Raw genomic sequence first — 10,914 nt, 5'->3', positions numbered from 1 at the left:
GTTCACGGGGGGAGTCCTGCTAGAAAAACGAGCGGAATTATACCTTTCGGCGCAGTGCATCAGAGATGCGCGCTGCGTCCGCCGTCGACGGCGAGGATCTGGCCGGTGACGTAGGTCGCGTCGAACACCAGGAAGCGCACGGTGCGGGCGATGTCGGCGGGGCTGCCGGCGCGGCCGAGCAGCGTGTGACGCACGATCGCGTCCTGCTCGGCAGGGGCGATCTGGCCGTTCTCGGGCCAGTCCACGGCGCCCGGCGACACGCCGTTCACGCGCACCTCCGGGGCGAGTTCCACCGCGAGCGCCTTCGTCAGGCCCAGCAGCCCGGCCTTGGCGGCGCAGTACAGCGGGTAGTGGCGCAGCGGCCGCTCGGCGTGGATGTCGACGATATTCACGATCGCGCCGCGCGCGTTGCGCAGCGCCGGGGCGAGCGCCTGCGACAGGAACAGCGGCCCCTTCAGGTTGGAGCCGATCAGGTCGCTCCACGCCGCGGCATCGATCGTGCCGAGAGGTGTCGGGAAGAAGCTCGAGGCGTTATTCACCAGCGCGTCGAGGCGGCCGTGGCGCGACAGCACCGCGTCGGCGAGCGCCTCGGGGGCGCCATCCTCCCTGAGGTCGGCGCGCGCCGTCCAGGCCGAGCCGGGGCGCACGCGGTTCAGCGCGTCGGCGAGCGCGTCGGCGTCGCCGGCCGAACTGCGGTAATGCAGCACGACATTCGCGCCCGCGGCGTGCAGCGTGCGCGCGATCTCGGCGCCGACGCGCCGTGCGGCGCCGGTGATGAGGATGACGGGAGTGTCCTGCGTGTCCATCGTGGGGGTGGTCCGTGATTCATTCTTGTATGCGGGATCGACCGCGGCCGCGCGCGGGGTCGGCCGTGCGGCGGGGGTTAGAATACGCGTTTTCCGTTGCCCGTCGCCCATGTCCCTGCCCGAACCCTCCGCCGACGCCCTCGAACAGAGTACGCGCCTGCTTCGCACGATCACCGCCGCCATCGCCGAAGCCGGCGGATGGATTCCGTTCTCGCGCTACATGGAGCTCGCACTGTACGCCCCGGGTCTCGGGTATTACAGCGGCGGAGCGCGAAAGTTCGGTCCGGGCGGCGACTTCATCACTTCGCCGGAACTCACGCCCTTGTTCGGCCAGGCGCTCGCGGCGCAGGTCGAGCAGGTGATGCGCGCGTCCGCGCCGCATGTGATCGAGGTCGGCGCCGGCACGGGCCTGCTGGCGGCGGACCTGCTGCTCGAACTCGAGCGCCGCGGCTGTGCGCCCGACAGCTACGGCATCCTCGAGGTCTCGGGAGAACTGCGCGAGCGCCAGTTCGACACGCTGGCGGCGAAGGCGCCGCATCTGGCGTCGCGCGTGAAGTGGCTCGATACGCTGCCCGAGCGCTTCGCCGGCGCAGTGGTTGCGAACGAGGTGCTCGACGTGATGCCGGTGCATGTGGTCGCCACGCGCGGCGATGCGCTCTACGAGCGCGGCGTCGCGGTCGACGGGGACGGTGTCCTGCGCTGGGCCGATTCGCCCGTCGCCGGCGCGGTCGCAGAAGCGGCCGCGGCGCTCGCACTGCCACGTTCGGACAGCGCCGAATACGTCAGCGAGATCAATCTCGCCGCGCGCGCGTGGATCGGCGAATGGGCCGCGCGGCTGGAATGCGGTGCGCTGCTGCTGATCGACTACGGCTATCCGCGCGCCGAGTATTACCTGCCGTCGCGGTCGAGCGGCACACTGCTGTGCTACTACCGCCACAACGCGCATCCCGACCCCTTCCTGTGGCCAGGGCTCAACGACATCACCGCCTTCGTCGATTTCACCGCGGTCGCGGAGGCCGCGTTCGACGCCGGGCTGGACGTGATGGGCTACACGAACCAGGCGGCCTTCCTGTTCAACTGCGGGGTGCTGGAATGTCTCGCGCGGCGCGGGCCGGAGGAGAGCGCGGACTACATCCGCGCGGCGCGCGCCGTGCAGCGTCTGACGACGCCGCAGGAGATGGGGGAGCTGTTCAAGGTGCTCGCGGTGGGGCGTGGCATCGGCGAACCGCTGCTGGGCTTCATGCGCGGCGATCGCCTGCACACGCTGTAGCGCAATACCGTAAGCCGCCCACGCTTTCCGGCGCGGGTGTCAGGCGCGCGTCATCGCGCGCAACGGCGGTGCGGCACGGTCTCGCGCGCACCCCCGGGTCGTTCATTCCTGGTAGCGGTACACCGCTTCGAGGAAATGCTCGACATCGATCGGCGGCCTCGGCGCGTCGTGCGCGGCGTGCTCGACTTCCTGCAGCCCGGCCGCGACTTCCGGCTGCGGCGGCAACCAGTTCGCGTTGAGCACCTCGTCGCCGTACTCTTCCGTCGGCTCCACGATGGCCTTGCCCGTCGTCATGTCCATGATCGTCACCATTTTGGCCTCCGCTGCGTGCTCGGGTGATTCGGCTACCTGGGTGAACTATCGGCAGCCGCGTCCGATTCCTGAATCCCTTGCTCCGTATATGCGGACCTGCGCTTTATATTCAACTCCGGCACGGCACGGAATCACGTCCCGCGGGGGGCTGTCGGGGGTGCCTCCTCGCACCCTCGCTTTCATCATGAATGGGAATGATGACGATTTCCAGTGGGCGATCAAACAATTTGTGTCGGAAGCCACGCCGCGATGTGCTCGGCCACCGGGCGCCAGTCGCGTTCGAGCATTACGCCGTGTCCCAGGCCGGGAAAGATGTGCGCGGGCTCGCCATAGACCGCGGCGGTCATGGACACCTGCGCGGGCGGGATGAGGTGGTCGTGCTCCGCGCCCAGGATCAGCATCGGCGGGCGGTGCATGCGGCCCGGCTGCGGCAGGTTGAACAGCGTCATGTCCCAAATCGCGCGATGCGATTCCGGCTGGCACTGGCGGTAGAAGCGCATCAGCGCGTCGTCGTCGACGGGCTGATGGAAGAGGGCTTCGCGCAGGCCCTCCGGCTCGGGATGTCCGCCGTTGAGCATGTTGTTGAGGTCGTTGATCAGGTTGGGCTTGTTGAACATCAGCCCGATCGCCGAGCCCATGAGCCCCTGCGGCGGCACCGAGCACAGCAGCACCGCGGCCGGTACGCCGGCGCGTTCGAGATACTTCTGCACGACCATGCCGCCCATCGAGTGACCGATCAGCACCGGCGCCGCGGGCAGGCGCGAGACGACCTCGGCGACGTCGCGCACGTAGTCGTCGATCGACAGCGTGTCGAGTACGGCGCGCCGCCGGCTGCCGCCGTGCCCCGACAGCGACACGGCGTAGCTGGTGTAGCCGGCGTCGGCGAAATAGGGCAGGAAGTGCTCGGCCCAGCACCATGCGCCGGTGTAGGCGCCGTGGATGAAGAGCAGGGGCGTCGCGAACGCGGGCTTGCCCGACGGGCTGCAGGCGAGGACTTCGAGGTCGCCGAAACGGTTGGCGTTCATGTGCGGCCCCCCGGAGCGGCGGAAATCGCCGGGGGCAGCATCGGAGAGGTGATGTTGGTCATTCTTGGGGTCATTTTGTCGAGGGCGGGTAGGGTCGGCGAGGTGCGCGCATCGCACGTTGCGGCAGCGCGCCTTCGCGGAGTCTAATGTTCGTTTATTTGCCGGAGCGGGGCGTGGTGAAGTGGCTCGTCGTGATCGTGCTGATGGTACTGGTTATCGGCCTGTTCCGCCCGGGGCTGGCGCGCCTGCGCATCGGTCACCTGCCCGGCGACCTGCATTTTCGCCTCTTCGGCCGCGCCTTTCATCTGCCATTTACCAGCACGATCCTCCTGTCGCTGGTGGCATGGGCAATCCTGCGGGCGCTGTGAGCGGGGCCGGCGACATTTGATCTGGCGCGCGGCGCGCATTCAGCCCGCGGCCGCGGGGGTGCGGCCGCCCAGTGCCTTGACCGCGGCGACGCGCGCCGCATGCACGCGCTGCGGGATCTGCGCCTTGTCCTCGCAGGCACGCGCGATCGCGCCCGCATCCACCCCCTGGATCGCGGCCAGCGCCGCACGCCAGCGCTCCGCGCGGAGGTAGGGCGCCTCGCGGCCGGGACGACCGTGGTAGTCGCAGGCCGCGGCTTCCAGCAGCAGGGCGAAGCGCTCGGGCCGGCGCAGGGCGTCGACCGTCTCCAGCACCTTGACGACGGTTTCCGCGCGCAGCTTCTCGATCTGGTGAAAAATCCCGTGTTCGCGCGCGAAGATCACCGCGAGATCGCGGCACTCCACCGGCGCGCGCAGGCGCTCGGACACGGCGCGCGCGCGGGTCGCACTCTTCGCCTCGTGGCCGTAGTGGTGCGGCAGGATGTCGGCGGGCGTGTCGCCCTTGCCCAGGTCGTGCAGCAGGCAGGCCCAGCGCACGGCGAGCGGCTGCCGCGTCTTCGCGGCATGGTCGAGCACCAGCAGCACGTGCTCGCCGGTGTCGACCTCCGGGTGGTGTTCGACCGGCTGCGGCACGCCGAACAGGCGCTCGACTTCGGGCAGGATGCGCGCCAGCGCGCCGCAGTCGCGCAGCACGCGCAGCATGCGCGAGGGTGTGTCCTCCATCAGCCCGCGCGCGAGTTCCTGCCACACCCGCTCGGGAACGAGGTGGTCGACCTCGCCGTTGGCGACCATCGCGCGCATCAGCGCCAGCGTCTCCGGCGCCACGCCGAAGTCGCCGAAGCGCGCGGCGAAGCGCGCCACGCGCAGGATGCGCACGGGATCCTCGGCAAACGCCGGGCTCACATGGCGGAAGATGCGCGCGGCGAGGTCGGCCTGCCCGCCGTAGGGGTCGATCAGCGCGCCGTCCTCGTCCGCGGCGATCGCGTTGATCGTCAGGTCGCGCCGCAGCAGGTCTTCGTCCAGCGTCACGTCGGGCGACGCATGCACGACGAAGCCGGTGTAGCCGCGCCCGCTCTTGCGTTCGGTGCGCGCGAGCGCGTACTCCTCGTTGGTCTTTGGGTGCAGGAAGACGGGGAAATCCTTGCCGACCGGGCGGAAGCCGCGCGCGAGCATCTCCTCGGGCGTCGCGCCGACCACCACCCAGTCACGGTCCTGCACCGGCAGGCCAAGCAGGCGGTCGCGCACGGCGCCGCCGACGACGTAGCAGCGCATCAGCCGTAGAGATCCTCGCAGGGGATGGATTCGGTCTCCACGAGGGCCGCCGCTTCCCATTCCTTCATCGCCGGATGTGCGAGCATCGTCGCGAGGTACTCGCCGGCCGCACCGGCGGGTTTCACGTCGTAGGTCTTGAAGCGGAAGCAGACCGGCGCGTACATCGCGTCGGCGATCGTGAAGGCGCCGAAGAGATAGGGGCCGGCCGGATTCGCCATCGCGCCGAAGCGCGCGCGGCAGTCGTTCCAGATCGCCTCGATGCGCGCGATGTTGGCGTCGACGGCGGGCGTGTGGCCTTTTCCGGCGTAGTCCTTGCGGATGCTCATGGTCATGTTCTGGCGCAGGTCCGGGAAGCCGGAATGCATCTCGGCGCTGATCGCGCGCGCGAACGCGCGCGCCGCGGGATCGGCCGGCCACAGTCCGGGCGACTTCTCGGCGAGGTACTCGCAGATCGCCAGCGAGTCCCATACCGTGAGGCCGTGGTCGATCAGGCAGGGCACCTTGCCCGAGGGCGAGTGCTGCAGGATGCGCTCGCGGCTGCCTTCGATGAAAAGGGGAATGCGGATCTCCTCGAAGAGCTGTCCGGCGGCGCGGGCTGCGAGCCATGCGCGCAGGGACCAGGACGAATAGTTCTTGTTGCCGATGATCAGTTTCATGCACTCGTCTCCGTAGGGACTGCTCGGGTGATGCGGGGAAAGGTCAGCCGTGGCGCGGACGGCGCGCGCGGCTGCGCATCGGGTAGTAGCGGGCGCGCAGATGGCCGCCGCCGATCCAGGTCGGCGCGAGCGCCTCGAGCCCCGCCGGCGTCATGCCGAAGGGCAGGGGGGCGCCGCCGGCGACGTTGGCGGCGCGCATCGAGCGCACGTTGTCGCGGCTCATCAGCGGCCGTGGCGCGAGTTCCATCAGCCGCGCCTGCAGCAGCGCGAGGCCCTCGGGCAGCGGGATCACCGGGCGCGGCCGGCCGGAGAGCTCGCTGACGTATTCGACCAGCTCGCGCAGCGTGTAGACCTTCGGGCCCGCCACCTCGTAGGTCTGGCCGCGTGCCGACGGCTCCGTGAGGCTGCGCCACACGACCTCGGCGACGTCCTCGACGTGCACCGGCTGGAAGCGCGCTTGCGCGCCCGCGAGCGGCAGGACGGGGAAAAGCTGCGCGAGGCGCGCGAACATGTTGAGGAAGTTGTCTTCGCGGCCGAAGATCACCGACGGGCGCAGGATCGTCCACGCCGGCGCGTTGCTGGCCGCGTGGATGGCCTCCTCGCCGGCCGCCTTGGAGCGCAGGTATTCCGACGGGCCGTCCGCTGCCGCACCGAGCGCGCTGATGTGCACGAGGCGGGCGACGCCGGCCGCCCGGCATGCCGCGACGAGCTTGCGCGGCAGCTCGACGTGGGCACGTGCGAAGTCGGGGCCGTAGGGACGGCCCGGGCGCGAGTGCAGGATGCCGACGAGGTTCACGACGGCGTCGGCGCCGGCGAAGAGACGCTCCAGCGTCGCCGGGTCATGGATGTCGGCCTCGACCACATCCACGGTCGGCAGCACCAGCAGCTCGCCCGCGTGGATGTAGCGCCGCGTCGGCACCAGCATGGTGATGCCTTCGCGCGACAGGCGGTTGGCAACAGCGCGGCCCACAAACCCGGTGCCGCCGACGAGTACGACGCGTTCCAGTTTCATGCTGCTGCCTCCTTGCGCAGGACGGACAGATCCCTAGGGTTCCGCCGTCAGCCGTGGTGAGATCGTGCCGAGGCGGGCCTTCAGCGACTGCGGCTTCGCCTCCAGCATCGCGGCATAGATGACCGCATTGGCCATCACCTTTTTCACATAATCGCGCGTTTCGTCAAAGGGGATCGTCTCTGCATAGATCGCGCCTTCGAGCGGGCGTTCGTCGCGCCACTTGCGCGCGCGGCCCGGTCCCGCATTGTAGCCGGCGGACGCGAGCACCGGATGGTCGTCGAGATCCTCGAGGATCAGACGCATGTAGCTCGTGCCCAGCAGCACGTTGGTGTCGGGGTCGGTCAGCATGCCTTGGTGATAGCCGGGGAGGCCGATCTTGCGCGCCACCCACTTGCCCGTGGCCGGCATCACCTGCATCAGGCCCTGCGCGCCGGCGCTCGAGCGCGCCGGTGCGATGAAGCGGCTTTCCTGGCGCATCAGGCCATATACCCAGGCCATATCGAGGCCCTGCTGGTGCACCTGCGGCTCGATAAGCTGGCGGTAGGGCGTGAGGAAGCGCAGGTCGTAGTTGGCCTGCGGGTCGGTGCGTTCGGCGGTGTTGATCGCGCGGTCGTAGATCTCGTTGCGCAGCGCGAGACGCGCCGCGGCGATCAGGAAGCCCTCGTCGCGCCCGCGCAGCGACCAGTTCCATTCGCGCATGCCTTCGGTGCGCATCTCCAGCCGGTACAGCGCGAGTGCGCGGCGCAGCCCGGGATCGGCATCGGCGCGCGCGATGTCCTCTGGCGTGACGGTTCCGCTGCGCGACGGCGCGGCGAAGGCGGTGCCCAGCTCCTCGCCGGCGAGGATGCCGTAGAAGCTGGGCTGTCCGGCGACGCGCTGGTACAGGGCCGCGGCCTCCACGGGGCGATTTTGTGCGGCGAGCGCGCGGCCGAGCCAGTAGGTCCATTCGGGCTGCGTCTGCTCGGTTGCGGCGAGGCCCTCGATCGCCGCCTGCACGCCGCGCCAGTCCTCGACGCGCAGTTCGGCGCGCACGCGCCACGCGCGCTGCTCCGCGCTCATCGGCACCTTGCCGGCGGCGCGGAACCAGCGCACTGCGCCCGGCGCGCCCTGCAGCGATCCGTGATGGCCCAGCGTCGCATGGATGTAGGCGCGCTCTTCGGCGCCCAGCCGCTCCTCGATGCGCGCGAAGCGCGCGTAGGCGGACGACACGTCCTCGCGCGCGACGCGCACGAGCGCAGCCAGGGCCAGCTCGCGGCCCGCGCGCGAGAAGGCGAAATTCACCGGCAGGTGGTCGAGCCAGGCTGCCGGGCTCTTCATCATGCGGTCGAAGTCGGCGAACGAGGGCGCTTCCCCGGCCTTCATCCACGACAGCGTCGTGCGCGCGTTCGACGGGCTGCGGCTGTCGATCTGGCGCCGCGCCCGCCACCACAGCTCGTCGCTGCCGATGTGGCCGGCCAGCGCCAGGGTGCGGAACACCGGCTCGCAGGCGTTGTGGTTGTCCGCGAGCTCCATCCAGCGTGCGCGCACTTCCTCCAGCACGCTCATGTCGCCGGACTCCAGTCGCGCGTTGCGGTGCAGGCAGCGCAGCTCGGCATCGGGTTCGCGCAGGTCCGCATAGACCTGCAGGAAGCCGCTCCAGTCCTGTTCGCGCGCCATGCGCCGCAGCCAGTCGCCGCGCAGGCGCTCGGCGAGCAGGCTGTCGGGCTCGCGCAGCAGGAAGTCGTTGAGCTCGTCGACCGGCAGCGCCTCGGGGCGGGCGAGGATGTTCGTCAGCCGCCAGTAGCGCACGTAAGGGTCGAGCACGTGCGGCTCGCGTTCCGCGGCGAGGCGCTCCAGCGTCGCACGGTCACCGGTGCGCAGCGCCTCGCGTGCCGCGAGAATGCGGTCGTCCCCGATCTGCCCGAAGGCGCCCTGCGTCAGGCTCGCCAGCGTCAGTGCCAGCGCTGCCCACAAACCCTTTGCCATCCCTTACCATCCCCTTTCGATCAGCCCGACCATACCACAGTGAATTCCGCCCATCCTGCCCCCGGCGCAGATTCCGCCGACCCCGTCGAACAGCGCCGGGCCCTGCGTGCCCGCACGATCGCGGCGCGCCAGGCGCTGACGGCCACGCATCGCGCCGCCCTGATGCGCCATTTCGAAACCCATCTGGGCGAACTCGTCGCCCGTCTGGCGCCGAAGACGCTCGGCTTTTGCTGGCCCTACCGCGGCGAACCCGACCTGCGCGCGTGGGTCACGCACTGGCTGGCCGCCGACCCGTCGCGTATCGCGGTGCTGCCGGTGGTGCCGCACCAGGCCGGCCCGATGGTGTTCCGTCGCTGGATTCCCGGCATGGAAATGCCGCTCGACCGGCACGGCATTCCCCATCCCGCCGACGGCGAGGCGGTCGATCCCGACCTGATCCTCGTGCCGTGCAACGCCTTCGATGCCGCGGGCTACCGCGTCGGCTACGGGGGCGGATACTTCGACCGCACGCTGGCCGTGATGAATCCCGTCGCGGTGGGGCTGGGTTTCGAATTCGCGCGCGTCGACGACGTCTGGCCGCAGCCGCACGACCGTCCGATGGACTGGATCGTGACCGAGGCCGGTGCCTTCCCCGCTCAGCCGAGGAACATGCGGTAGGCCGGGTTGGCCGACTCGTCCGCGTATTCGTAGCCGAGCCGGTCGAGGAAGTCCTGGAAGGCACCCTTGTCCTCGGGCGGCACCTGCATGCCCACCAGCACGCGGCCGAAATCGGCGCCGTGGTTGCGGTAGTGGAACAGGCTGATGTTCCAGTCCGAATGCAGGCTGGTGAGGAAATTCATCAGCGCGCCCGGGCGCTCGGGGAATTCGAAGCGGTAGATCAACTCGTTGTTCACGTGCGGCGCGCGCCCGCCGACCATGTAGCGGATGTGGCTCTTCGCCATCTCGTCGTCGGTCAGGTCCACCGCCGGCAGTTCGTGGCGCTCCAGCATCTCGACGACGCGCGTCGCCTCGGCGCGGTTATGCACCGCCACGCCGACGAAGATGTGCGCGCGCTGCGGGTCGGCATAGCGGTAGTTGAACTCGGTGATGTGGCGGTTGCCGATCAGGCTGCAGAACTTGCGGAAGGAGCCCGGGCGCTCCGGGATCGTCACCGCGAACACGGCCTCGCGCTGCTCGCCGACTTCCGCGCGCTCGGCGACGAAGCGCAGGCGGTCGAAGTTCATGTTGGCGCCGGACGCCACCGCGACGAGATTCTTGCCGTGCAGGTTGTGGCGCTTCGCGTATTCCTTCGCGCCGGCCACCGCGAGCGCGCCCGAGGGTTCGAGGATCGAGCGGGTGTCCTCGAACACGTCCTTCAGCGCTGCGCAGATCGCGTCGTTGTCGACCAGGATCATCTCGTCGACGTATTGCTGGCACAGGCGGAAGGTTTCCTCGCCGACCTGCTTCACCGCGGTGCCGTCGGCGAACAGCCCGACCTGTTCGAGCACGACGCGGCGGCCTTCGGCGAGCGAGCGGGTCATCGCGTCGGCGTCCACGGTCTCCACGCCGATGATCTTCGTTTCCGGGCGCAGGCGCTTGATGTAGGCGGCGACGCCGGCGATCAGGCCGCCGCCGCCGACCGCGCAGAACACCGCGTGGATCGGATCGGGGTGCGCGCGCAGGATCTCCATGCCGATCGTGCCCTGGCCGGCGATCACGTCCGGGTCGTCGTAGGGATGGACGAAGGTCAGCTTTTCGGTCTTCTCCAGTTCGACCGCGTGGGCGTAGGCGTCGGAGTAGGAGTCGCCCGCGAGGACGACCTCGCCGCCGCGAGCCTTGACCGCATCGACCTTGATCTGCGGCGTCGAGGTCGGCATCACGATCACCGCGCGCACCCCCATGCGCTGGGCGGAGAGCGCGACGCCCTGCGCATGGTTGCCGGCCGAGGCGCAGATCACGCCGCGCTTGAGGGCCTGCGGCGACAGGTGCGCCATCTTGTTGTACGCGCCGCGCAGCTTGAAGCTGAACACCGGCTGCATGTCCTCGCGTTTCAGGAAGACGCGGTTATGCACGCGTTCCGAGAGGTTCGTGGCGAGGTCCAGCGGTGTTTCCTCGGCCACGTCGTAGACGCGGGCATTGAGGATCTTTTCCAGGTAATCCGGTGTTGCGGCAGTCATCAGGGAAGCCTTCGCGGGGAGGCGCAAAGACCCTGAGCGTATCAGCCGATGCGGCAGTGCGGCAAGAGCCCTGCC

General features: G+C 69.7%; 11 protein-coding genes. 3 read left to right on the top strand and 8 right to left on the bottom strand.

What is annotated here, in order from left to right; genetic code table 11:
* Nucleotides 1-59: 59 nt before the first annotated feature.
* Nucleotides 60-806, bottom strand: a complete 747-nt coding sequence (locus GPA27_RS13335) for a pteridine reductase (RefSeq protein WP_169141111.1) — start codon at nt 804-806, stop codon at nt 60-62.
* Nucleotides 807-915: 109 nt separating this feature from the next.
* Between GPA27_RS13335 and GPA27_RS13330 the strand changes: the two genes are divergently transcribed.
* Nucleotides 916-2,076 carry a class I SAM-dependent methyltransferase gene (locus GPA27_RS13330; RefSeq protein WP_169141110.1) on the top strand — a complete coding sequence of 387 codons (1,161 nt, stop codon included), beginning with the start codon at nt 916-918 and terminating at the stop codon, nt 2,074-2,076.
* A 102-nt stretch (nt 2,077-2,178) separates the two neighbouring features.
* Here GPA27_RS13330 and GPA27_RS13325 read toward each other — a convergent pair whose 3' ends face one another.
* Entirely contained in the window at nt 2,179-2,388 is a 210-nt protein-coding gene (locus GPA27_RS13325; RefSeq protein ID WP_169141109.1) for a hypothetical protein, read from the bottom strand.
* A 218-nt stretch (nt 2,389-2,606) separates the two neighbouring features.
* Nucleotides 2,607-3,413, bottom strand: coding sequence for an alpha/beta hydrolase (locus GPA27_RS13320; RefSeq protein WP_169141108.1), 807 nt, complete (start codon nt 3,411-3,413; stop codon nt 2,607-2,609).
* Between the two features lie 146 nt (nt 3,414-3,559).
* Between GPA27_RS13320 and GPA27_RS13315 the strand changes: the two genes are divergently transcribed.
* Nucleotides 3,560-3,781, top strand: a complete 222-nt coding sequence (locus tag GPA27_RS13315; protein WP_211164983.1) for a DUF2905 domain-containing protein — start codon at nt 3,560-3,562, stop codon at nt 3,779-3,781.
* Nucleotides 3,782-3,820: 39 nt separating this feature from the next.
* On the opposite strand, the gene GPA27_RS13310 is transcribed toward GPA27_RS13315, so the two are convergent.
* The 4 genes from GPA27_RS13310 to GPA27_RS13295 are packed head-to-tail and all read right to left on the bottom strand — an operon-like array spanning nt 3,821 to nt 8,683.
* On the bottom strand, nt 3,821-5,050 hold the full coding sequence (locus GPA27_RS13310; protein ID WP_169141107.1) for a multifunctional CCA addition/repair protein: 1,230 nt from the start codon (nt 5,048-5,050) through the stop codon (nt 3,821-3,823).
* Nucleotides 5,050-5,706: a glutathione S-transferase family protein gene (locus GPA27_RS13305; protein ID WP_169141106.1), complete on the bottom strand. Its 657-nt coding sequence runs from the start codon at nt 5,704-5,706 to the stop codon at nt 5,050-5,052. The genes GPA27_RS13310 and GPA27_RS13305 overlap by 1 nt, the downstream gene beginning before the upstream one ends.
* A 43-nt stretch (nt 5,707-5,749) precedes the next feature.
* A complete protein-coding gene (locus GPA27_RS13300) occupies nt 5,750-6,718 on the bottom strand; it encodes a complex I NDUFA9 subunit family protein (RefSeq protein ID WP_169141105.1) in 969 nt (322 codons plus the stop codon).
* Between the two features lie 33 nt (nt 6,719-6,751).
* On the bottom strand, nt 6,752-8,683 hold the full coding sequence (locus GPA27_RS13295; RefSeq protein ID WP_169141104.1) for a lytic transglycosylase domain-containing protein: 1,932 nt from the start codon (nt 8,681-8,683) through the stop codon (nt 6,752-6,754).
* Nucleotides 8,684-8,722: 39 nt separating this feature from the next.
* On the opposite strand from GPA27_RS13295, the gene GPA27_RS13290 reads away from it, so the two are divergent.
* Entirely contained in the window at nt 8,723-9,340 is a 618-nt protein-coding gene (locus GPA27_RS13290) for a 5-formyltetrahydrofolate cyclo-ligase (RefSeq protein WP_169141103.1), read from the top strand.
* On the opposite strand, the gene ilvA is transcribed toward GPA27_RS13290, so the two are convergent.
* Nucleotides 9,319-10,839 (bottom strand): threonine ammonia-lyase, biosynthetic, encoded by a 1,521-nt coding sequence (gene ilvA / locus GPA27_RS13285; RefSeq protein ID WP_169141102.1) that lies wholly within the window; start codon nt 10,837-10,839, stop codon nt 9,319-9,321. The genes GPA27_RS13290 and ilvA overlap by 22 nt on opposite strands.
* Between the last annotated feature and the right edge of the window lie 75 nt (nt 10,840-10,914).

Origin of the sequence: Aromatoleum toluolicum (assembly GCF_012911005.2) — a bacterium.
Classification (GTDB): Bacteria; Pseudomonadota; Gammaproteobacteria; order Burkholderiales; family Rhodocyclaceae; genus Aromatoleum; species Aromatoleum toluolicum.
Note: the sequence above shows the minus strand (reverse complement) of the source record. Positions and strands in the feature narration are given on the sequence as shown.

Bases quoted from the DNA above. Each gene is read 5' to 3' on its own strand.
- GPA27_RS13335 (WP_169141111.1), bottom strand. From the start codon at position 806: ATGGACACGCAGGACACTCCCGTCATCCTCATCACCGGCGCCGCACGG.
- GPA27_RS13330 (WP_169141110.1), top strand. From the start codon at position 916: ATGTCCCTGCCCGAACCCTCCGCCGACGCCCTCGAACAGAGTACGCGC.
- GPA27_RS13325 (WP_169141109.1), bottom strand. From the start codon at position 2,388: ATGGTGACGATCATGGACATGACGACGGGCAAGGCCATCGTGGAGCCG.
- GPA27_RS13320 (WP_169141108.1), bottom strand. From the start codon at position 3,413: ATGAACGCCAACCGTTTCGGCGACCTCGAAGTCCTCGCCTGCAGCCCG.
- GPA27_RS13315 (WP_211164983.1), top strand. From the start codon at position 3,560: ATGTTCGTTTATTTGCCGGAGCGGGGCGTGGTGAAGTGGCTCGTCGTG.
- GPA27_RS13310 (WP_169141107.1), bottom strand. From the start codon at position 5,050: ATGCGCTGCTACGTCGTCGGCGGCGCCGTGCGCGACCGCCTGCTTGGC.
- GPA27_RS13305 (WP_169141106.1), bottom strand. From the start codon at position 5,706: ATGAAACTGATCATCGGCAACAAGAACTATTCGTCCTGGTCCCTGCGC.
- GPA27_RS13300 (WP_169141105.1), bottom strand. From the start codon at position 6,718: ATGAAACTGGAACGCGTCGTACTCGTCGGCGGCACCGGGTTTGTGGGC.
- GPA27_RS13295 (WP_169141104.1), bottom strand. From the start codon at position 8,683: ATGGCAAAGGGTTTGTGGGCAGCGCTGGCACTGACGCTGGCGAGCCTG.
- ilvA (WP_169141102.1), bottom strand. From the start codon at position 10,839: ATGACTGCCGCAACACCGGATTACCTGGAAAAGATCCTCAATGCCCGC.